This is a genomic window from Bacillus salitolerans (genome assembly GCF_042680805.1).
Lineage (GTDB): Bacteria > Bacillota > Bacilli > Bacillales > SA4 > Bacillus_CJ > Bacillus_CJ salitolerans.
The window spans coordinates 156,552-177,757 of sequence record NZ_JBHUEM010000001.1 but is presented as its reverse complement, the minus strand read 5'-3'; the positions used below and the strand labels follow the sequence as shown (position 1 = coordinate 177,757).

General features: G+C 37.2%; 21 protein-coding genes. 12 read left to right on the top strand and 9 right to left on the bottom strand.

All coding sequences use genetic code 11. From position 1 onward, the window contains the following. Positions 1 to 65 precede the first annotated feature (65 nt). The 3 genes from ACFSCX_RS00830 (at position 66) to ACFSCX_RS00820 (ending at position 2,714) form a co-directional block, all read left to right on the top strand. Positions 66 to 680, top strand: coding sequence for a cyclase family protein (locus tag ACFSCX_RS00830; protein WP_377926182.1), 615 nt, complete (start codon positions 66 to 68; stop codon positions 678 to 680). A 148-nt stretch (positions 681 to 828) separates the two neighbouring features. Continuing rightward, positions 829 to 1,458, top strand: a complete 630-nt coding sequence (locus ACFSCX_RS00825) for a PadR family transcriptional regulator (RefSeq protein ID WP_377926181.1) — start codon at positions 829 to 831, stop codon at positions 1,456 to 1,458. Then, positions 1,455 to 2,714, top strand: a complete 1,260-nt coding sequence (locus tag ACFSCX_RS00820; RefSeq protein WP_377926180.1) for an MFS transporter — start codon at positions 1,455 to 1,457, stop codon at positions 2,712 to 2,714. The genes ACFSCX_RS00825 and ACFSCX_RS00820 overlap by 4 nt, the downstream gene beginning before the upstream one ends. A gap of 135 nt (positions 2,715 to 2,849) precedes the next feature. Here the strand turns inward: ACFSCX_RS00820 and ACFSCX_RS00815 are convergent, their stop codons facing one another. Further along, positions 2,850 to 3,248, bottom strand: coding sequence for a thiol-disulfide oxidoreductase DCC family protein (locus tag ACFSCX_RS00815; RefSeq protein WP_377926179.1), 399 nt, complete (start codon positions 3,246 to 3,248; stop codon positions 2,850 to 2,852). Between the two features lie 134 nt (positions 3,249 to 3,382). Here ACFSCX_RS00815 and ACFSCX_RS00810 point away from each other — a divergent pair, with 134 nt between their 5' ends. The 4 genes from ACFSCX_RS00810 to ACFSCX_RS00795 all read left to right on the top strand — a co-directional run bounded on the left by ACFSCX_RS00810 (position 3,383) and on the right by ACFSCX_RS00795 (position 8,338). Next, positions 3,383 to 4,615 (top strand): aminopeptidase, encoded by a 1,233-nt coding sequence (locus tag ACFSCX_RS00810; RefSeq protein WP_377926178.1) that lies wholly within the window; start codon positions 3,383 to 3,385, stop codon positions 4,613 to 4,615. A gap of 100 nt (positions 4,616 to 4,715) precedes the next feature. Beyond that, the gene (locus ACFSCX_RS00805; protein ID WP_377926177.1) at positions 4,716 to 6,260 is read left to right on the top strand and encodes a hypothetical protein; all 1,545 of its coding nucleotides are present in this window, start codon (positions 4,716 to 4,718) and stop codon (positions 6,258 to 6,260) included. 127 nt (positions 6,261 to 6,387) lie between these two features. Then, positions 6,388 to 7,311 (top strand): zinc dependent phospholipase C family protein, encoded by a 924-nt coding sequence (locus ACFSCX_RS00800; protein WP_377926176.1) that lies wholly within the window; start codon positions 6,388 to 6,390, stop codon positions 7,309 to 7,311. Between the two features lie 250 nt (positions 7,312 to 7,561). After that, a complete protein-coding gene (locus tag ACFSCX_RS00795) occupies positions 7,562 to 8,338 on the top strand; it encodes an alpha/beta fold hydrolase (RefSeq protein ID WP_377926175.1) in 777 nt (258 codons plus the stop codon). A 241-nt stretch (positions 8,339 to 8,579) separates the two neighbouring features. Here ACFSCX_RS00795 and ACFSCX_RS00790 read toward each other — a convergent pair whose 3' ends face one another. From ACFSCX_RS00790 to ACFSCX_RS00775, 4 genes are all read right to left on the bottom strand, one after another. Next, positions 8,580 to 10,271: a methyl-accepting chemotaxis protein gene (locus tag ACFSCX_RS00790; RefSeq protein ID WP_465252667.1), complete on the bottom strand. Its 1,692-nt coding sequence runs from the start codon at positions 10,269 to 10,271 to the stop codon at positions 8,580 to 8,582. A 594-nt stretch (positions 10,272 to 10,865) separates the two neighbouring features. Next, the gene (locus tag ACFSCX_RS00785; protein WP_377926173.1) at positions 10,866 to 11,516 is read right to left on the bottom strand and encodes a TetR/AcrR family transcriptional regulator; all 651 of its coding nucleotides are present in this window, start codon (positions 11,514 to 11,516) and stop codon (positions 10,866 to 10,868) included. Positions 11,517 to 11,590: 74 nt separating this feature from the next. Further along, the gene (locus ACFSCX_RS00780) at positions 11,591 to 12,619 is read right to left on the bottom strand and encodes an ABC transporter permease (RefSeq protein ID WP_377926172.1); all 1,029 of its coding nucleotides are present in this window, start codon (positions 12,617 to 12,619) and stop codon (positions 11,591 to 11,593) included. After that, positions 12,616 to 13,350, bottom strand: a complete 735-nt coding sequence (locus ACFSCX_RS00775; RefSeq protein WP_377926171.1) for an ABC transporter ATP-binding protein — start codon at positions 13,348 to 13,350, stop codon at positions 12,616 to 12,618. Before ACFSCX_RS00775 ends, ACFSCX_RS00780 begins: the two co-directional genes overlap by 4 nt. A 200-nt stretch (positions 13,351 to 13,550) precedes the next feature. Here ACFSCX_RS00775 and ACFSCX_RS00770 point away from each other — a divergent pair, with 200 nt between their 5' ends. Both ACFSCX_RS00770 and ACFSCX_RS00765 read left to right on the top strand, forming a co-directional pair. Then, positions 13,551 to 14,795: an FAD-dependent oxidoreductase gene (locus tag ACFSCX_RS00770; protein ID WP_377926170.1), complete on the top strand. Its 1,245-nt coding sequence runs from the start codon at positions 13,551 to 13,553 to the stop codon at positions 14,793 to 14,795. A gap of 71 nt (positions 14,796 to 14,866) precedes the next feature. Further along, positions 14,867 to 15,358: a peroxiredoxin gene (locus tag ACFSCX_RS00765; protein ID WP_377926169.1), complete on the top strand. Its 492-nt coding sequence runs from the start codon at positions 14,867 to 14,869 to the stop codon at positions 15,356 to 15,358. A gap of 321 nt (positions 15,359 to 15,679) precedes the next feature. Here the strand turns inward: ACFSCX_RS00765 and ACFSCX_RS00760 are convergent, their stop codons facing one another. Then, on the bottom strand, positions 15,680 to 17,341 hold the full coding sequence (locus tag ACFSCX_RS00760; RefSeq protein WP_377926167.1) for a glycoside hydrolase family 13 protein: 1,662 nt from the start codon (positions 17,339 to 17,341) through the stop codon (positions 15,680 to 15,682). Between the two features lie 238 nt (positions 17,342 to 17,579). Between ACFSCX_RS00760 and ACFSCX_RS00755 the strand changes: the two genes are divergently transcribed. After that, positions 17,580 to 18,155 carry an LOG family protein gene (locus tag ACFSCX_RS00755; RefSeq protein ID WP_377926166.1) on the top strand — a complete coding sequence of 192 codons (576 nt, stop codon included), beginning with the start codon at positions 17,580 to 17,582 and terminating at the stop codon, positions 18,153 to 18,155. 65 nt (positions 18,156 to 18,220) lie between these two features. Here ACFSCX_RS00755 and ACFSCX_RS00750 read toward each other — a convergent pair whose 3' ends face one another. The 3 genes from ACFSCX_RS00750 to ACFSCX_RS00740 form a co-directional block, all read right to left on the bottom strand. Further along, positions 18,221 to 18,370 (bottom strand): RNA polymerase sigma factor, encoded by a 150-nt coding sequence (locus tag ACFSCX_RS00750; RefSeq protein ID WP_377926165.1) that lies wholly within the window; start codon positions 18,368 to 18,370, stop codon positions 18,221 to 18,223. A 112-nt stretch (positions 18,371 to 18,482) separates the two neighbouring features. Continuing rightward, entirely contained in the window at positions 18,483 to 19,232 is a 750-nt protein-coding gene (nfsA, locus tag ACFSCX_RS00745) for an oxygen-insensitive NADPH nitroreductase (protein WP_377926164.1), read from the bottom strand. 29 nt (positions 19,233 to 19,261) lie between these two features. Beyond that, positions 19,262 to 20,131: a GNAT family N-acetyltransferase gene (locus ACFSCX_RS00740; RefSeq protein ID WP_377926163.1), complete on the bottom strand. Its 870-nt coding sequence runs from the start codon at positions 20,129 to 20,131 to the stop codon at positions 19,262 to 19,264. 204 nt (positions 20,132 to 20,335) lie between these two features. Here ACFSCX_RS00740 and ACFSCX_RS00735 point away from each other — a divergent pair, with 204 nt between their 5' ends. Then, positions 20,336 to 20,779, top strand: a complete 444-nt coding sequence (locus ACFSCX_RS00735; protein ID WP_377926162.1) for an amidohydrolase family protein — start codon at positions 20,336 to 20,338, stop codon at positions 20,777 to 20,779. Next, complete coding sequence (locus tag ACFSCX_RS00730) at positions 20,769 to 21,128, top strand: hypothetical protein (RefSeq protein ID WP_377926161.1); 360 nt, start codon at positions 20,769 to 20,771, stop codon at positions 21,126 to 21,128. Before ACFSCX_RS00735 ends, ACFSCX_RS00730 begins: the two co-directional genes overlap by 11 nt. Positions 21,129 to 21,206 lie beyond the last annotated feature (78 nt).

Genomic DNA, 21,206 nt, shown 5'->3' with positions numbered 1-21,206 from the left:
AGTAAGAACATATATTGAGAAAATTTTATTCTTTCTTTTGAGCTTAAGATGAGGAGTTGATGTAGATGAAAATGTATGATGTAACTGCCCCTATTTATGAAGGGATGCCTGTTTATAAAAATAAACCCGAAAAACAGCCGACTTTCAACCGAGTAACCAATGCTCACGTGACAGAGTCTAGACTTTCTTTAGATGTTCATACTGGAACACACATGGATGCCCCTCTGCATATGATCAATGACGCAGACACAATCGAAACCATTCCATTAGAAAAGATTGTGGGTTCTTGTAAGGTGTTTGACTTAACAAAAGTAGAGGATGGAATTACAAAGGATGACTTACAAGGACTCACTATCGAAAAAAATGATTTTGTCCTTTTCAAAACGTCTAATTCCTTTGATGAAGAATTCAACTTTGATTTCATTTACATTAAAGAAGATGCAGCAACCTATTTAGCTGATTTATCGATTCGCGGAGTCGGAATTGATGCACTCGGTGTTGAAAGAAGTCAGCCTGGCCACCCTACTCATAAAGCCTTATTTTCAAAAGATATCATTGTTATCGAAGGGCTTCGTCTAAAAGAAGTTCCAGCGGGAGAGTACTTTATGGTTGCTGCTCCGCTCAAACTTATCGGGACAGATGCTGCCCCGGCACGGGTACTATTATTTGAAGGACTATAAGTTAAATAAATAAATATCTTTAAACTGTTGATGATACAATCAACAGTTTTTCTTTTTTTTGGAATATAATTGAAATCAACTCCAAAATAATATATCATTACGATATATCAAACCGATATATTAAGTCGGTTTTTAAGGAGAGGATAATATGTCAGTCGAGTATTCTATATTATCTGTATTAAGTTCAAGGCCTTGTTCTGGTTACGATATTAAAGCAGAATTTGAGCATAAAGCAGCTAGCCTTTATTGGGGAATGAGTTTTGGAAGTATATATCCAAGATTAAAGAAGCTGGAACAAGAAGGACTCATTAAAACTATAAATGAGGAATCAGGAGGTCGACAAAAAAAGCTATACGATCTCACTGGTAAGGGATGGCTCGAACTTGAGAATTGGCTCAGGAAACCGTCCGCTCAAAAGGTAGTCAGGGATGAATTGTTAGTAAAAATGATTTCTTGGGAAAGTACTCTTCCTGATGAAAGACAAACCTTTATTGAACATTTAAGGGTACGAAAATATGAAACGGAGGAAATGCTAAAGTATCTCGAGCAATGGCCTGAGAATGATTATTCATTTATTAGCGAATATGGAATGCTGGCTATTAAATATGGTCAGAAAATGTTAAAGGTTGAATTGGACTGGATAGAGGAAGCAATTGAACAGTTACAAGGACCTGCAAAATCCCCTAAACAAGATCAATTCTCTCTTTATCCTAAAATGAATGAGCGTAGAGAACTGGCCTTATCTGAATTGGATAAGAATATGAGGAATAATGAATGAAACAGATAATTATTCCGTTGCGGGAAAGATCCTATCGTAAGCTATTTTCAGCACAATTATTATCAGATTTAGGGAACTGGCTTGATTTTACAGCCATCTATACATTAGTTGTATTTTCATGGGAATTAAGTGAAATGTGGATTGCAGCTTTAACGATATCGCTTGGGCTTCCTTGGGTACTTGTAGGTCCATTTGCAAGTGTATTTGTGGATCGATGGTCAAGAAAGAAGGTTATGTACATTTGCACAATAATCCGAGCCATGTTAGCCTTATCGCTTATCTTTGTTCCTAATATTCACCTTTTATTACTAATCGTTCTAGTAAAATCTACATGTGGAGCGCTCTTCGACCCAGCTAGACAAGGGGCGATACGTCTAACTGTTTCAGAGAAAAATTTACCACAAGCAGTAACATTAAGTCAGCTGTCAATGAATTCTATGAAGGTTATTGGTCCAGCCATTGGTGGTACGTTAATAGCAATTTTAGGTCCTACAAGCCCCTTCATCATTGAGGCTATCGGATTTATCATCGCCACCTTTTTACTTTTACGGTTACCAAGCTTAAAAAGTGAGAGTGAGATAGAGACTATAAATCGTAAAGGTAATCAAAGGTTTTGGTCGGATTTCATGCAGGGGTTACATCATATTCATCATAACTTTATTCTGAAAATATCCATCCTTAGTACTGCTCTTGTAATGTTCATTATTTTTCTATATGACGGTTTACTTGTTTTCCTATCACAAGATTTAGGATTTAATGAAGCTGGATACGGGTTATTGATAAGTGCGGTCGGCTTAGGAAGCGTGCTGGGCTCTCTACTAGTTGGCTATATCCCCCGATGGAAAAAACATCCACTATTATTCATGTGTACTTCCATGATATTCAGCGGTACGACTACCTTTCTAATTGGACTAGGAGGTATGAAATTTCTTCTAGGACCATTGATGGTATGGCTAGCCCTGGCATTTTTACTAGGGGCGATAGGGGCAGGGGCAACAATTCCATTTGGATATATCCTTCAAAGCCAAACTCCTTCAAGTATGATGGGAAGAGTCTCTTCTGTTGCACAATCCACGCAAACTTTCGCTATGTTAATAGCTCCAGCTATCGGAGCTGGAATAGCAGAAATAATTGGTGTTGGTTTTTTAATTGCCATAGCAGGGGCCATTACTATTTTTATCGGATTATTAGGTCTACCTATCATTGTAAAGTTAAAACAAAAACTAATCATAGTGACCGAGCAAAGAGGCATGTAATACACGTTTCCGATTAACGAAATTATCGAACATGCACCGCTAGGTTCAAAGGGCTTTAAGGTCTGATAAGCGCAAAAAACTGGTTCAACTTTTAAAAAATAAAGATTCCACACGAAGAAGTGGGAATCTTTTTATTTATTCTAAGAATCTCTTTTTTAATTCTGGGGTAGGAAGCATACATTGATCTTTTTTTCCAAACCATTTGTAACGATTTCTAGCTATCCCATCATAGAGTACATTTCGGATTGGACTAGGTATGATCCAAAGTATGGTGAGAAGTGAGTACAAGCCTCCTAGCTCCTTACATATTTGAAGGGCAGCATTTGATTTAACATAATATTTTTCATTTTTTATTAATACAAAGCTATTGAAATCAGCTGTTGGAAGATGAAACGATTGAAGTAGCTCTTGCCCTTTAGGAGACTGAAGGGAAGCGAACCGTAACTTCTCTTTTTTGTCGTGCTTGAGTAAGAACTGAACAGCTCCATTACATAAATTACACACACCATCAAATAATACAATTGGGTTTTTCAACTTATTTCAACCCCTCTCTCCGTTAATACTATTATAAACTATCATAAGCGCGAAGAGATAAAAATGTGTACTACACCTTTTTTAAAATAATTTGATACAATAATTGGAAGAACTGATAATAGGGGGCTAATGACTTGAGTACATTTCAAGAAAAGCTAAAGAAATATGCAGAAATTACGGTTAAAATTGGGTTAAATATTCAAAAGGGACAAATATTATTAATCAATGCACCGATTGTATCCGCTGAATATGTAAGAGAAGTGGCAAAAGCAGCGTATGACGCAGGCGCTAAAAATGTGCATGTTGAATGGGTCGATGAAGAGCTTTCTAAAATCAAATATGAGCAGGCTCCAGAAGAATCACTAATGCATTTTCCATCATGGAAAGCAAAAGGTTATGAAGAAATGGCCAAGGACGGTTGTGCTTATCTAGCTATATCTGCCTCAAATCCAGACCTTTTAAAGGGTGTAAGTGCAGAGCGTGTTGCGATGACAAGAAAAGCTCAAGCAGAAGCAATGGGATCTTTCCGTAGCATGACACGTTCCAACCAAATCAGCTGGTGTGTCGTATCGGTTCCAACACCTGAATGGGCGGCTAAAGTATTTCCACATCTGTCCGAAGAGAAACAGGTACCAGCACTTTGGGAAAGTATTTTCGCATGCACAAGGGCTACACTCGATGATCCAATTAAGGCATGGGAAGAGCATAGTAAGCAACTGCTTAATAAGGTCGAATTCTTGAATAGTAAAAAGTATAAAAAACTCCATTATAGAGGACCTGGCACAGACCTTTTCATCGAACTTCCCGAAAAGCACATTTGGGTCGGTGGAGGTGGAACGAATGCGAAGGGAGTTCCTTTTATTCCGAATATGCCAACTGAGGAAGTGTTTACAACACCTTTAATGGAAGGTGTCAATGGTACCGTTAGCAGTACAAAGCCATTAATACTTGCTGGAAACGTTGTTGATGAGTTCTCTTTAACGTTTGAAAAGGGAAGAATCATTGATTTTCAAGCAAAAGAAGGATATGACGCACTAAAACAATTGATCGAAACAGATGAGGGTTCCCATTTTCTTGGTGAGATTGCATTAGTTCCTCATCACTCACCTATTTCAAATACAAATGTACTCTTTTATAACACACTTTTTGACGAAAATGCATCAAATCATTTAGCTATCGGTAATGCCTACCCAATTTGTATTGAAGGCGGAACAAACATGAATGCCGAAGAACTAAAGCAAAACGGTTCTAACTCGAGCTTAGTTCATGTTGACTTCATGATTGGCTCTGCCGAAATGGATATTGACGCAGAAACAGCTGATGGAGTCATTGAACCGTTATTCAGAAATGGAAACTGGGCAAATTAACACCTGAAATTTTTTCAGGTGTATTTTTTTTACCATTCATGCTACTATATAAAATATTGAATTATTTTCCAACTATATACCTATTATACAGGGGGTACTGATGAAAGAAAAATTATCAAAACTAACTAGGATTCTACCTTTTATCATCTCAGCATTCATTATTATTGGTGTTCAATATTGGCATGCACTCAATCAAGAGAAAAACTCTTACCATGAGCCTTGGAGTCGTTCCCTTTCTCTTGAATTAATGTCTGGGAACACAGAGCCACTTATTCAACGAAAAGATGATGGTTTTCACTTTTATACAGTAGGAGAACAACAAATTAACCATTCTCTTGTACATATCGATTTATCGGTCGAACAAAAGAAGAGTATAGATGTTCCAATTAGTGGACTTGACCCATATTGGACAAACGGTGAAGATACTCTGTTTATCAAAAACAATACACTGTACCACCAGAACGCTCTCGGTGAACGTAACACCATTTTGGAGTCAGCACAATCCTTAGAGGCTAATGAGGACCTCGCCATTGTCAGTCATGATAAGGGTGTCTCTGTTATCAATCTAACAACCTTTGAACCTATCACAATTAGTAACCATACTGCTGTGGATGTTTCTTTATCACAGCAAGGGGATTCACTCATTACAGCGACTGAACTAGAACAAGGTTTATTACAATTTACTTTTTATAAATTGACAAATGGTGAATTTATCTCCTATCCTTTATTTCAAAAGGATTCATACTATGAAACATATAGTAGCGTTGACTACGTGGAACAACAAGGGAAGGTTCATCTAATTTATAACACCTCTAGCCGTAAAGGGGGAGGAAACATCGTCATACGAAATTATTATGCCGATATTACCTTATCAGAGCTGCCAAAAGAGGTTGCTTTTTCGAGACATTTAGAAATTAGAAATGCTGATACGAAGGCAAGATTGGATCGAATTAAGGACTTCAGCTTAATGATTGATGATGATCAAAACGTAAAGCTTTTATTTTCATCTAATAGTTCCCTTAATGGGGAAGTTGCTACCAATGTATTTATTGGATCAAAACAGGGAGAAATATGGGAAGCTCATCGTATAGGGACAACCTATTTACCTTCCTCAAAACCACTTTGGGTATCAAAGGATGTTATCACCTGGATTGATTACGAGGGGAATAACTATAAGGTTATGGGGGCAAGCACAAGTCCTCAAGCTCTAGAAACTAGTTTACAGTTAACAAAAAAAGACTATTCTATAGCATTATCACGAACACTTTTGTCATTATCAGGAGCGTTTATCTTTCTATTAGTGTCACTATTAGTGGTAATCCCACCAGCTATCGTATTATTTTCAATGAATATTTTTCAGATTTATAATAAATTGCTTGTGAAACGAATTGCAGTGGTGTCTTACTTAATTACACAATTCATCTTTATACAGCAATTTTTCGATTCACCTTCTATTCAAACTGGACCGTTCTTTATTAATTTCACATTTAGTCAATATATCCTACCAATCATCATCACTATTATTACGTTGCTTATAACGTACAAAGTGAATAATCCTGACTGGTCAGAGGAAAATGAAGTTTCTTATAAAATTGGACTTCATATGTTTTTAACGATTTTACTAGTAGGTCCATATGTTATATAAACAAACTCACTAGACGGTTAACAAGCCCTCTAGTGATTTTTGTTTTATTTTTTGTAAATTATTCCATAAGTGGTAGGAGGTTCAGTATAATAAAGGTGATAGACCGTAATGAAGGATGGTGACTATTTTGCCAAACGTTTGGACACATATATTATTTGGTAACAAAGTAATAGAGCGTGCAGAATTACACAACATGGTAGAGGATGTTAGAACTTATTTCCAACTCGGAACTCAAGGTCCAGACCCGTTCTTTTACCACAATTACTGGCCTTGGAAATCAAAGCCTGTTACATTAATTGGAGAAAGAATCCATTATGAACAATGTGGGCCCTTTTTAATGAAAATGATCCAGCATGGGTACGAGAATAAGAGCGATTCAAAACTTCTTGCCTATATATTAGGCTTTGTTACTCACCATTTACTTGATCGTAACACACATCCTTATATCATTTATCGCTCCGGTAATGAAGAAAATCGTCACCAAAAATTAGAAATCATTATTGACACTATACTGATGAAACGGTGGAAGAATATTGATACATACAAGGTTCCAGTCTATAAAGAAATATACATTGGTCCAACATTATACAATCCCATTCGCTCTATGCTTTCAAAGCTTATTCAAGATACATTTCCAAAAGAAGCTGACACAATGCCCGCTGATTATGTGAATAAGTCCTATCAATATATGATTCATGCCTTAAAAGTATTGCATGATCCATTAGGCTGGAAAAATCGTATTTTGAAGAAGAGAATATCCCCCTTTTCCTACCAAAAGAATGTAGAAGATAAGGATTACTTAAATGAACAAAAAACAGAGTGGCTCCATCCAACAAATGAAGATGAAGCATCTGTCGATTGCTTTCTAACCTTATTTCAAAATGCAGAAAAGGAAGGCGTCGATATTCTTACTCTTATTTGGAATTATTGGCATACCGGGGAACCAGAGTGCCTTAAAACCATTTCAGAGAAACTCGGAAACCTTTCCTATGATACCGGGAAGGATTGTACACTTATGTTAGAAAACCGTTATTTTAAACCCATTTTATAAACAAACAAAAGACGCCTGGCACCAATCTATGCTACTCAAGGCAAAGAGAAACATGAAAGGTAGGGGTGTTAGTATTAATGGACTATTAGTTATCAAAATGATATGAACAAATAACTCTCGATGACGTTATTATTATTAACTATAAGATACATATAATGGTGTATGATGGAATAAGAAGAATTGTGCGCGCCTTTATACACTTTAAAACTATTTGGAAGAGTAGGCGTTTGCAGCGAATGGAGGTCAATAGATGGAGATGCACTATCAAACGTGGGGAGATCCACAAAAGCCAACCATAATACTCCTGCACGCCCTTGCTTGTCATAGCGGCTGGTGGAAGTGGGTAGCACCACATCTGAAAAAGGAGTACTATTTGGTAGCCCCTGATTTCAGAGGACACGGTCAGAGCTGCTGGGCTAATAGCTATCGTTTCAACGATTACGCAGAAGACATAGAGGAACTTGCCAGAAAGCTCGACCGTCCTTATGCCATCGTGGGACATTCGATGGGTGGCTACGTAGGGCTTAAAGTGGCTAGTCGCGGTGTTCGTCCTCCTTCCGCTTTACTAGTAGGTGATATGAAAATTGACTCCCCTGAAGAGGAGTTAGCTGGATTACACAAAGCTGCTCAAAAGAGTGGACGTATTTACGACACTCTTCAAGATGCTGTGGCAAATTATCGGTTACTCCCGCCTCAGCACGCTGCCCCTACAGAAAGAGTGGAACAGATTGCCAAGGAGTGCTTTCATGAACAAGAGAAAGGGTGCTGGGGAGAGCGATTTGATCGACGAGCATTGGCAATTGAAAAGGTTGAAGCAGTGGCACTAGCTAGGCAGGTTAACTGCCCCACCTGGTTTGTTCGAGCGAAAGAAAGCGTTGTAATGCCAGTAGAAGGCGCCCAAAATCTCGCTCGAATCACCGAAGGACCACTTCACGAAATGGAAGGGGTCTATCACCACCTACCTTTAGAAGCCCCCGAAGCGTTTGCTACTCTAATTCGAAACTTCATGGTCCAGACTAGTTCTTAAGTCTTAGCTATGCGACAACTAGGGGTACGGTAGCGATAGTTTCAATAACAGTAGAATGTTTTCTTTATAAATGAAAACATCTGTATAATAAAAAGGATAGAATAAGCAGTATTTTTCTGACTTATCTATCCTTTTTTATAATGTGTAGACATATAGATTCATTTAATTATAAAGTAAATATAGTCAATATTGACTTTTTGTAAACATGAATTCATTCACCTTGTTTACATTTTTAGAGTGTCTAAAGTTTAAATTTAGCTACAACCTGTTGAAGTTCATCTGCAAGCTGCGATAAGCTTTGGGCAGAATTTGAGACCTCTTCAATTGTTGCTAAATTCTCTTCTGTTCCTGCACTCACTTCTTGAGTTGCAGCTACACTCTTTTCTGAAATTCCCTTAACCTCATCCACTATTTTAACAATTTCAGTACTTAATGCATTTAATTGCTGAATTGAAGATGAAACTTCTTCAACCTTACTTGTTACATCTTGAATAGATTCTTCAATTTGAACAAAGGCACTACTTGCTTCTTCCGTGTACGATAAGCCTGTTTCAACTTCCAATTTGCCGTTCTCCATGGATAGAACAGCCGTATTCGTATCTTGTTGAATGATTGAAATCATAGCTGTAATTTGAGCTGCGGAACGCTTCGATTCTTCTGCTAATTTTCTGACCTCATCTGCTACTACTGCAAACCCTTTTCCATGCTCCCCAGCTCTTGCTGCTTCAATAGCCGCATTTAAAGCAAGTAAATTTGTCTGCTCTGAAATATTCGTGATTAGATTAACAATATCAGATATTTCTTTGGAACGTTCTCCTAAAGTAACAATCACATCTGTTGTTTCTTTTACAGATTGACTTATTTTTGTCATCTGCCCTACTACTTTTTGAATCGATTGTGCACCTGATGTAGTAAGTTGGTTAGAGTGCTCTGTTGTATCTAACATACTCTCACTATTCATGGTGATTTGTTCTATTCCTTGAGACATTTCATTTATAGAAGACTGAACACCATTAAATTGGGCTAATTGTGTTTCAATACCTTCTGCGTTTTCTTGAATCAAATAGGAGATTTGCTCTGTTGCAGAGTTGCTTTCCTGCGCACTTGCATTTAATTGTTCACTAGAAGCAGCAACTTGACTAGATGAATCAATTACTTGAGTTATGACTGATCGCAGGTTCCCAACCATTTGATTAAATGATTCCCCAAGTTCCTGAACTTCGTCCTTTGTTTTTACCTTAACGTCTTCAATCGATAAATCACCGCTAGCGACTTGTTTCATCGAGCTTGTAATTTGAAGAATTGGACTAGAAATTTTGATTCCAAGTACTACAGCGATACTAATTCCTACTAACAATGCAATAATTAATATCGTAATAAGTAAAAATGAAACCGCATCAACACTTTCAGTTGCTTCTTCACTTTGGGATTCTAAATCTTGCGCTTGAAAGGCAATTATTTCTTCAATTGCTTGATTAAACTTTGCGCCAACTTCCTTTGAGGAGGTATTCATAATTTGAATATATCCTTTATCATCACCAAGCATCTTATATTGTAGAGCTTGTTTAATTACGTCTAAATATTCTAAATAAGTATGCTCAAGCGATTCAATCGAGGCTAATGCCTTTTGATCTTTTGTGCGGCTTTTTAGATCCTTTACCAATTCATTAAATCGGTTAACTGACTCCTCATATGCATCAATGTTGCTACGATCATTAGAAATTACATAAGCACGAACAGCTAATGTTTGATTTGAATATTCTTGTTTTAAGTCTTTAACAATAACTAGTTTAGGAACGCTATCATCCATTAATTCTCTATAGGAGCTATTTGTTGATTCAAGGCTATAAATACCTATCCCACCTACAACGCACATAAGAAATAACAACACAGCAAATCCTGCAATTAACTTCTTCCTCAGAGTAAATCTCATTTGATGTTCTACCTTCTTCAAGTTGATTCTCATCCTGTAATCCCACCTCTGATGTTATTTTGGTATAATATTCAGAATATAAAATTTGTTCGGACAATTATGTAAAGTTAGAAGATATAGTTATTTGTCCCACTTAACAAAACCCATTAATCGGCACTTTGTAGCTTTTTTCTTTTATGGCAAGTAGTCAAACCTCTTAATAAGTTCAATTTCGTATTAAATAACTATTTTACAATATTTATATATTACTATAATTCTATCCTCTTTGTCTAACCCCTAGATCATTTTTACGAACAAATGGGGCAAGCGCACCGTTGAGCCTCAGGCATAGCAAATGTTCCTAAATGAGAAAAAAGGGTGCTTTTCCCTTTTTTCTCATTTAGGAACATTTGACCAAGGAAAAAGTGATTTTTCTTTTTCCCTCGAGTAGGATGAAATGGCAAAGATCGTCGCCATTTCATCTTGGCTGGACGCTGGAGCTGGATGTAGCCGTAACATTGTATAAACTAAACACCAGAAACTTATACTTTCCTAACTTATAAAAAAAAAACCTTGGATTTCTCCAAAGTTCTCATAATTAGAAAGCCTAGTTCTTTATCGAGATAAACCCTTCATAATAAAAGTAACGGCCTTATCGATTTCAGCTTCATAGCTATCTTTCGCAATATTTAGCTTCATGGCGAGTAAGGTGCCTAATAACGAGGTTATTGTGAGCCTCATTACATCTTTAGGTGGCCAATCAATGATTTCTTTTTTCTGTTGAAAGTGGATAATTGTTTTCTCAAAGTTTGGATATATATGTTGTTGAAATAGCCGCATATAGGGCTCTCTTAGCTCTTCATGAAAAGCTATTTCTTGTAAAAATATTTTCAGAATTGGAAAGTGCTTATTCAGAAATTCATAACGGTTTTTAGCAAGCTTTCGAAGAAAATCTTCATAGCTCTCATATTGCACGGTAAATACATCTTTGGCAAAGCTTTTAGCAAGATGAGGGGCTAAAAGTCGTTCAATTGTTGGACGAACGATTGAGAAAAGTAGGTCCTTTTTCGTTTTATAGTGACGAAAGATTGTACCCTCTGCAACACCAGCCTTTTTGGCAATTTCACTTGTAGATGTAGCAGCAAATCCTTTCTCTGCAAATGTTACAGCAGCTGCTTCAATTATCTTAAGCTGCTTTTCGCTAAACTTTATTTCGTCTTCTCCACTTGCATGTAATAAATCCTGGATCCATTCTTGCTCAGACATTTTGCATCTCCCTTATCCCTTCTTTCTATTCATTATAATTCTACTAAAGGGGACATACAAACAATCGATGATTTCTAAAGTTTACGGTGTTTTTTTAGGGCAAGTGTGTTTAATACCATAAATAGAAGGGCAAAACCAAGGAGTACTACAACTTCGCTCCAAATCGAAGACCACCCTCCGCCTCTAATCATAATATCTCGCATTGCTTCTCCGCCATAAGTTAATGGCATGATGACACTAATGGATTGTAACCATGGATTCATTGTATCAATATTAAAAAGCCCTGAGAAAAACACTTGCGGAACCACTACAAGTGGAATAAATTGAATCATCTGTAATTCATTACGAGCATAGGCGGATAGTAATGTTCCTAACGTTAAAGCCGTAATTGCGAGCATAAACGCAACAAGCATTACGAAAAAAATGGATCCAAACATCATGATGTCTAATATTTCAATTGAGAACCAGACAATAATACCTGCCTGAATTGTCGTAAAAATTCCAAACCCAATTACATAACCTATCACGATTTCCCATCTTCTAAGCGGTGTAGAAAGTAATCTTTCCAATGTTCCAGTCGTCCTTTCCCTTAAAAAGGATACACCTGCAATTAAAAAGATAAAGAAGAAAACAAAAAATCCAATGAGAAAAGGACCAACGTTATCGAACGTGTCCATCTCTTCAGACCCATGAATATAAATAATTTCTGGTTTATTTGATACATTAGGTGATTGAAGTTGTGACAATACCTCTTGAACTGTCATGATAACCGATTTATTAACATTCGGGTCACTTCCCTCAATAGTCATCCGAATGCTTTGTCCTTCTACTTCAATAAATCCATGCACCTCCTTATCCTCTGTCGCCTGTAACGCATCCTCTACACTACTAAACTCATAAACTTCTATTTCTTTGTTATTAAAAGCCTCTAATAAAGCGTCATGTTCCGTAACTATCCCAATTTTAGGATCTAGGGCATCACTAGAAAATACAACTGACATAAGTGTTAATATTAAAATCGGAGCTGCAACAAGCATTCCTAATGTGCGTTTATCCCTTATAAATTGCCGAATGATTCTGACAACCATAGCCTGAATTCTCATTTGTGCACACCTCCGAAATATAAAAAGGCTTCCTCGATCGTAGTAGAATCGGTGTTTTTCTTTAACTCCTCTGGTGTGCCAACTGCTATAAGGCTTCCATCACGAATCATTCCTAAGCGATTACACTTTTCCGCTTCATCCATTACATGAGTAGTAACAATAATAGTTGTTCCTTGCCTCGTTAATTCGATAAATTCATTCCATATTGATTGACGCAGCACGGGATCAATTCCTACTGTTGGTTCATCGAGAATCAAAATTTCCGGCTCATGAAGCAAAGCTGCTGCTAATGATAGCCTTCTTTTCATTCCACCGGAGAATTGGTTGACTTGTTTTTTTCGTTCATCGGTTAAATTCACGAGAGTTAAAGCCTTCTCTATTCTTTCTTTTCTTACTGGCTCCTTTAGTCCATATATCGTTGCAAAAAATTCCAAGTTTTCAACTGCACTTAATTCCCCATATAATGCATCGGACTGTGCCATAAATCCAATTTTATGAAGAACATGTAATTTTGGCATTTCAACATCTAGTACTTTAATGGTTCCCCTTGTGGCTTCATCAATTCCAGCAATCATTTTTACTAAAGTTGTTTTCCCAGCGCCTGAAGGCCCTAATAATCCGAATATTTCACGTTCTTCAACATCCATGGACACACTAGTTAATACGTCTTTTTTCCCAAAGCTTTTATGAACGTTTGATACTATAATTTTTTTATTGTTAGCCAAAATCATGCCCCCCTACCACCAATTATAGTGAGTACTTACTCATTTATTCTATCTCATTACCAATTCGTTTGTAAAGTGAGTAATCACTTACAGGATGGTTTTTTTCTCGTTTTTAGGGCATACTTCCTAAAGAAGTTACATTGCTTGACACTTAATTATAATTATTATAAAGTAATAACTGTTATACTCGTTAAGGGGGTACAAAAATGCCAAATATTGTTCTATATAGTAGTACTGGCTGTCCATACTGTGAAAAAATGAAAAATGAATTTAAAGAATGGGGATTTACTTACGAAGAGCGTAATGTAACTGACAATCCTCAATATTTTGATGACCTACATGAACAAGGAATGTTCTCCACCCCAGTTGTTTTTATTGATGGAGAAGCATTTATTGGATATAGACCAAACAAAATGAAAAAAGCTCTTGGAGTAACAGGTGATCAGCCGAGAAAGCAGGAAGAAACAACCGAAGAAGAATTTTTCAAAGAACCAACAAATGAAATTTTTGACGAAATCTATGATTTTGTTACAATTGGAGGGGGACCTGCTGGAGCTTCAGCTGCAGTTTATGCTTCCCGTGCCCGATTGAAAACATTAATTATTGATAAGGCACCAAGTTCAGGGACTTTAGCGATCACGCATAAAATTGCGAATTATCCTGGTGTTCCAGGCGAGGTTACAGGTCAAGAGCTTCTAGAAAAAATGCATGTTCAGGCTCGTGATTTTGGGACAACCATGATTCGCTCGAATGTGTTAAGTGTTGATTTTTCAGATGATGACATTAAAAAGCTTGAGCTTCCTGAAGGAATCATTAAAGCTAAGAGTGTGTTTATTGCTGTTGGCGCTAAAGCACCTGGTAGTAAAATTAAGGGTGAAGAAGAATTCACAGGTCGCGGTGTAAGCTATTGTTCTACTTGTGACGCTGCTTTCTTTAAAGATCGTATTGTTGCCGTTGTCGGAGATACAGATGAAGCAGTACACGAGACTCTTGCTCTTTCTAAGTTTGCAAAAGAGGTATTATTACTAGTGCCGACAAACAAAATGAAGGGCGACGCTTCAGTTGATGAACTAAAGACTAAAGACAATGTATCGATTTTCTGGAATCATCGTTTAAAAGAAATTAAAGGTGATAAGAAGGTTGACGGCCTATTAGTTCGTGATGCTGATAAAAACGAAGTAACCTGGGAAGTAGATGGTGTATTCTTATACCTTGCTGGCCTAAAACCTGGTACTGATTTCTTAAAAGGTGCTGTTGAGCGTGATGAAGAAGGCTACGTAAAGGTAGATGATACATTACGTACTAGTGTTGATGGAGTATTTGCTGGCGGAGATGCTAGAAGAACTCCAATTAAACAAGCTGTTATTTCAGCAGCTGACGGTTGTATTGCTGCACTTGGTGCTGACCAGCATGTAAACAAGCGCAAGCAAATGAAGCCACAATATAGTTAATATTCTAACGGGAGTCTTTGCTCTCTTTGGATTATTATATAATTTTATTTTTCATAAAAGGAGGAAGTACGATGCCAAAAGGAGCAACTGAAACTAAAACGCTCAAAATCGGTGATAAAGCACCTAACTTTACACTTAAAGCTCATGGCGACCGCGAAGTTAGTCTTTCTGACTACCTTGGCAAAAAGAATGTATTTATCGCATTCTATCCTTTAGATTGGACCCCTGTCTGAGGCGCGCAAATGCCTTCTTACGAGGATGCCCTCGAAGATTTTGAAGGCTTAAATACCCAAGTTTTGGGTATCAGCGTAGATAGTATACCAAGCCACGAAGCATGGCAAAAATCTATTGGTGGTATTACATATCCACTATTATCTGACTTCCACCCACAAGGTGCAGTAACAGATGCTTATGGCGTTCGCCATGAAAAAGGTATGTCAGAACGTGCTCTATTTATCATTGATAAAGAAGGTATTATTCGATTTATCGATGTGCACCCAATCAGTGAACTACCTGAAAATGAAGAAATCCTTTCTGAGCTTGCAAAGCTTGAGAATAGATAAGATAAAAATCCCGCACAATTATTTGTGTGGGATTTTTTGATGACATTTTTAGAATAAGCTACAAGGGCGCCCCGTTTAACTTAAGGCAGAGAAAATGTTCTGTCATGAAAAAGGGTGGTTTTCCCTTTTATTCATGACAGGTTATTTAACCAAGGAAAAAGTGATTTTTCTTTTTCCCTCGAGTAGGATGAAATGGCAAAGATCGTCGCCATTTCATCTTGGCTGGGCGCTGGAGCTGGATTTAGCAGTAGAATTGTATAAACTAAACACCATAAACTTTCCTTGACTTATTAAAAATAGAGCCGCATAGGCTCTTTTTGCTTAAAGTACATAGACTCTAGTTTCCCAAGGCTGTAGTTCAAAGCTTGTTGTATTTTGATGTTCTTCTACTTGGTAGTTTTGAAGGACCAGATTCTCCGTTGATAACGCTAGGTCAGCATTATTATATTGAGCCGGCTCACTGCTAATGTTACTGATAACCAGTGCTTTTTGGTCACCTAACGTTCTTGTATAAGCGTAAATTTGTTCATGAGAATCAAGGATTAAGTCATAGTTTCCATAGATGAAAACATCCTCTGTTTTTCGAAGCTTAATCATTTCTTTATAGAAGCTTAGGATCGAAGATGAATCCTTTTCTTGTTCTTCCACATTTATAAAGGTGTAATTATCGTTCACACCCATCCACGGAGTCCCTATAGTAAAGCCACCATTGTCAGAATTGTCCCATTGCATCGGGGTACGAGAATTATCACGACCTTTTGTCCAGATAATTTCCATGATTTCTTCGTGAGGGCGACCTTTTTTCGTCTCAATTTCATAATAATTTTTCATGGCTACATCGTCATAGTCATCAATGGAGTCAAATCGAACATTCGTCATTCCTATTTCTTGTCCTTGATAAATAAATGGTGTTCCTTGCATTAAAAAGTACATCGTACCAAGTGCCTTTGCACTCTCACTTAAGTATTCTTCATCGTTACCCCACGTTGATACGGATCGGGCTTGATCATGGTTTTCAAGGAATAGCGCGTTCCATCCTTTATTCTCTAGACCTTTTTGCCATTTAGTTAATGTTTTCTTTAATTGAACTAAATCAACAGAACCATTATTCCCCTTTTCCCATAAACCTAGATGCTCGAATTGGAAGATCATATTAAACTTACCGTTTATTTCTCCAACCCATTCATCTGCTTGCTCAATCTTCACTCCGTTCGCTTCCCCTACTGTCATAATGTCGTAACGTGCAAACGTTTGCTCTTTGAGTTCTTGCAAGTACTCCTGAATACCCTCCTGGTTCATATGTCCCTCAAATGAGGAAACATAGTCTAATCCTTCTGGGTTTGGCATATCAGGTAAGCCGTCCTTCTTCTTAATATGTGATATGGCATCTACTCTAAATCCGTCAATTCCTTTGTCAAGCCACCAACGAATCATTTCATATACTGCATCACGAACCTCAGCTTTTTCCCAGTTTAAATCGGGTTGCTTCGTCGCAAAAACGTGCATGTAATATTGGCCAGTTTTTTCATCATACTCCCATGCTGAGCCACTGAAAATACTCTCCCAGTTGTTTGGCTCCTTGCCCTCTTTTCTATCTCGCCAAATATACCAATCACGTTTTGGGTTTTCTTTTGATGAACGAGATTCAATAAACCATGGATGTTCATCACTTGTGTGGTTTACAACTAAATCTAATATGAGCCTCATATCACGGTTATGTACTTCTTCCAATAGTTCATCGAAATCTTCCATCGTACCGAAATCTTCCATGATATCTTGATAGTCACTGATATCGTATCCATTATCGGCATTTGGTGATTTGAAAATAGGACAGATCCAAATCACATCTACGCCTAGATTCTTCAAATAATCAAGCTTGGAAATAACTCCTCTTAGGTCACCAATCCCATCCCCATCTGAATCCATAAAACTACGGGGATAAATTTGGTATGCAACAGCTTCTTTCCACCATTTCTTATTCAATGCCTTCACCCCTTATTTCTGCAATCAGTAAAAAGCCTTCCTTTTCATTCTAAACGGATACCCGCACTTTCATCCCTTATGAAAAGTTCTACTGACCATTATATCAAAATTATTTCGTAAAAATCATGCTCCAAGTTAACAACTAAAAATTATCTTTTTATTCTCATGATAAAAGGTGGATTTTTTTCCCTATTCTATGTAAAAATGAACATGATTAATGCAAAATTGGAGGATAATCATGAAACTAAAACGACTATGTGTCTTTTGTGGCTCTAGCACTGGAAAGCATCCTGAGTATATAAACCAAGCCAAGCAACTAGGAGAGTTCCTAGCAAAACGTGGTATCGAATTAATATACGGTGGCGGTAATATCGGAATTATGGGGGAAGTATCCCGTGCCGTTCTAGAAAATGGCGGTCATTCAATTGGTGTCATTCCTAAGAAAATCTTTGAGCGTGTTGAACACGTGGAATTAACCGAGCTTTTTGTGGTCGAAGATATGCATGAGCGAAAATCAAAAATGTATGAATTGGCTGATGGGTTCATTGCTCTTCCAGGCGGAATTGGTACGTTAGAAGAGCTAGCTGAAGTGATGACGTGGTATCAGATCGGTTATCATAATAAACCGATTGCGTTATTTAATATTAACCAGTACTATGATAGCTTTGTTAGCCTCCTTCAGCATATGGTTGATGAAGGTTTCTTAAATGGTGAATATGTGAATAGCTTGATCGTCGAGGATCATCCTAAAGCACTTTTGGATGAAATGGAACGGCACGAAGCTGAGTTTGTTGATAAATGGTCAAAACAGTAAGGAGGATTCCCCCTTACTTTTTCATTTAATTGTTCTTCCATCACTTCTAATTGCTCTATGTAGTTTTATTGTAAAATTAACAACATCGGCACATCTGTATCCGCTCGTAGAATTGAGAATGCAACACGGTATAACATTTTTTCATGCTCATTTATTAAGGTGATAAAAGCCGATTTATCTCCTCGGTGAGCTTTTTTCAAAAGTTTACTATCCAAAAGGAGACCTTCCGTTATCATCTTTATCCTTTAGATGTGCATTGGATGAAGAAGGTTCCCGAAAATAAAAAATAGGGTACGTTCCTATTATAGAGGAAGTACCCTATTATCTTTATCTGATGTCGTAGCCTTTTTTCTGAATAAATTCTTTCATATACATTCTTTTTGGTGATTCTAACATCCTTGCCATTTGATCTGTCCATGTATCCTGCCTTTTACCGTTCGTCCGCTCCAGGTAATATTGGGATAGCTCTTTATTATATGCTTGTAACTCACTCTTAAACTTTTCCACGTCTTGCTCATATTCCTCTTCATGATAAATATGTGCAAGTGGAAGTCTCGGTTTTTTATATGAATTTGAGCTAGGATACCCAATGGCCATGCCAAAAAGAGGAATCACTCTTTTGGGTACTTTTAGGATTTCTGAGACTTTATCTAAATGATTTCGAATACCACCAATATAACAGATTCCAAGGCCCATTGATTCGGCAGCAATAGCTGCATTTTGTGAAGCAAGTGCTGCATCAATGAGAGCAACCATAAATTTCTCGGTGCTTTCTAAAGATTCTACTCCCTCAGCACTTTCCATTTCTAATGATATTTCATGTCTGTGTAAGTCAGCACAAAAAACCAAAAAGTGTCCATTATCTTCTACATAAGACTGATTACCTGCTAGCTCTGCTAATTGCCTCTTCTTTTCGTTGTCCGTCACTCCAATGATGGAATATGCTTGTATATTACTCGAGGTTGAAGCTGAGCTTGCACATGCAACAATGGTATGAATTTGTTCTTTCGTTAATGGCTGGTCTTCAAATTTCCGAATCGAACGGTGATTTAGAATGGTTTCAATAATTGGATTCATAAAAACTCCTTTCAAAATGCAGTTTTGATTTAACTATCCCCTAATAAATAGTAATCAAAACCAGCTACCACTTCAAATCCACAGGCTTGGTAAAGATGAAGGGCATTTGCATTTTGAATCTCTACTTCCAGCATAATAGAATCTACTCCTTCGTCTTTCAATAACTGAACGACTTGCTTTAAAATTTGTCTACCATATCCTTTTCCTTGATACTTTGGGGCAACAGAAAAAGCAGAAAGATACCTATTCCCCTCATTCTTGAAAATGGATAGGGAACCAATAATCGTTCCACGAACCTTTGCCACTAAAACATCGTACAAGTCAGATTGAAGGTTGTTGGTAATTACTTGACTAGCTTCTTCTAAATTGTCCCTGAATGCCTCTGCATGTATATGGACCATGTCACTATAATCTGATTCGATCGGAGTTTCAATGGTTACCACAAAATCTTCCTTATTAACATTACCGTAATGCTTTAGGCTATATTCCGAGTGACTTAATCTTGTATTGATAGACTGTACAAAGCCTTTTCCTTCAATAGAGTTGTTATCAACGACCAGTAAAACTTCCTTTACTTTTTGATGATTAAATTCTTCTTTCGCAGCGTTTAATAATCTAGTAAAAATACCTTTACGTCGAAAACTTGGGTGAACTACACCAGTGATTTCTAAATGAAATGGATCTAAAATATCAAATGCTCCTAGATAACCAACAAGCTTGTTTTCTACGTAGAAAAGGTAATCAAAGCAATACTGTCCACTTCTACTTTCAACCACAACTGGATTTAAACTAATTTCTACATTTAGTCCATCAAATGTTTCACATACTATCATTAAACCCTTAATCTCTTCTAACTGTTCTTTTGATACTTTGTTTGTCTTCAATAGTATTTCGTTCAACTATTTTCCTCCCCATAACCTTTTTCCTTTTTTCGATTGACCGATTCATTACATGTATGATTTCTCCCATATCCATCTCCCCCTTCTGGATAAGGACCATCTTGATCCGCTCCAATATGATAAGGATATTATAGAACGGTAAGGTAAATTAATCCATTTTATTTTTCTGATTTTCATAAAATTTCCCCATAGTGCTCTTCGAATATGTCGGAAACGTTCCCAATAATGATTGACTATATTTTACAGAACATTTCAATCATTGGTTACGATGGATGTTTTTTTACCGACTATTTAAATCCGAGATATGAAGAGGAAGGGCTGAAGATTGTTAAAGAAAATCTGGAAAAAGGATTTATGGGGATTGGTGAAGTGGCAGCTGCGTCCACATACTCACCCATTGTATCCAAACTTAAATGGAAAGCAGAGCACCCGATGGACGGGAATTTACCGCTAATCTATGAAATGGCGGCTCAATACAAGACTCCCTTATTATTACATATCGATCCTGCAAGTGGTCATCCTATTGCACAATTAGAAAGAGCATTGATTATATATCGTGATACTACTTTTATTTTTGCACATGCAAATGTAGAGAATTTTGCTACTAAGGTCGAACTTTTAGTTAGAGCACGACAATTTGTATATTGACTTGTTCGCTGGATATGAACAGTCGAAAGAAAGCCTACTTGAATATGTCCCAATCATTGAAAAGCATCCAGACAAGTTTCTTCTAGGAACAGACAGAGGTTATGGGGTTGGCTATAACCAAGCAGCAGAAGCCTTTTATGTCCTTCTTGAGGAGTTAAGCCCAGAAACTGCCTGCAAAGTAGCCTTTCAAAACTTCCAGAAGTTAATGAACGACCAGCCACCTACTAAACGTCAAATAGAAACAATCTGTGAGCTATCGAGTAAGCTTGGCAAAAGAGGTACGCAGTCATTAAATAAATATGAAGCACATTTATTAATCTTTGAGTTAGAAAAAGCAATTAAGGAATAACAAAGCCCAGAGTAGGAGCAGGAAGAGGAATAGCAGATTTCTTATTTGCTATTCCTCGTTGCATTTGTTCGGATGATT

What these genes read in the sequence shown, in the direction of transcription:
- ACFSCX_RS00755 (WP_377926166.1), top strand. Translation starts at nt 17,580, where the DNA reads ATGAAACTAAAACGACTATGTGTCTTTTGTGGCTCTAGCACTGGAAAG.
- ACFSCX_RS00825 (WP_377926181.1), top strand. Translation starts at nt 829, where the DNA reads ATGTCAGTCGAGTATTCTATATTATCTGTATTAAGTTCAAGGCCTTGT.
- ACFSCX_RS00795 (WP_377926175.1), top strand. Translation starts at nt 7,562, where the DNA reads ATGGAGATGCACTATCAAACGTGGGGAGATCCACAAAAGCCAACCATA.
- ACFSCX_RS00735 (WP_377926162.1), top strand. Translation starts at nt 20,336, where the DNA reads ATGTCGGAAACGTTCCCAATAATGATTGACTATATTTTACAGAACATT.
- ACFSCX_RS00790 (WP_465252667.1), bottom strand. Translation starts at nt 10,271, where the DNA reads ATGAGATTTACTCTGAGGAAGAAGTTAATTGCAGGATTTGCTGTGTTG.
- nfsA (WP_377926164.1), bottom strand. Translation starts at nt 19,232, where the DNA reads ATGAATCCAATTATTGAAACCATTCTAAATCACCGTTCGATTCGGAAA.
- ACFSCX_RS00820 (WP_377926180.1), top strand. Translation starts at nt 1,455, where the DNA reads ATGAAACAGATAATTATTCCGTTGCGGGAAAGATCCTATCGTAAGCTA.
- ACFSCX_RS00830 (WP_377926182.1), top strand. Translation starts at nt 66, where the DNA reads ATGAAAATGTATGATGTAACTGCCCCTATTTATGAAGGGATGCCTGTT.
- ACFSCX_RS00805 (WP_377926177.1), top strand. Translation starts at nt 4,716, where the DNA reads ATGAAAGAAAAATTATCAAAACTAACTAGGATTCTACCTTTTATCATC.
- ACFSCX_RS00775 (WP_377926171.1), bottom strand. Translation starts at nt 13,350, where the DNA reads ATGATTTTGGCTAACAATAAAAAAATTATAGTATCAAACGTTCATAAA.
- ACFSCX_RS00780 (WP_377926172.1), bottom strand. Translation starts at nt 12,619, where the DNA reads ATGAGAATTCAGGCTATGGTTGTCAGAATCATTCGGCAATTTATAAGG.
- ACFSCX_RS00770 (WP_377926170.1), top strand. Translation starts at nt 13,551, where the DNA reads ATGCCAAATATTGTTCTATATAGTAGTACTGGCTGTCCATACTGTGAA.
- ACFSCX_RS00785 (WP_377926173.1), bottom strand. Translation starts at nt 11,516, where the DNA reads ATGTCTGAGCAAGAATGGATCCAGGATTTATTACATGCAAGTGGAGAA.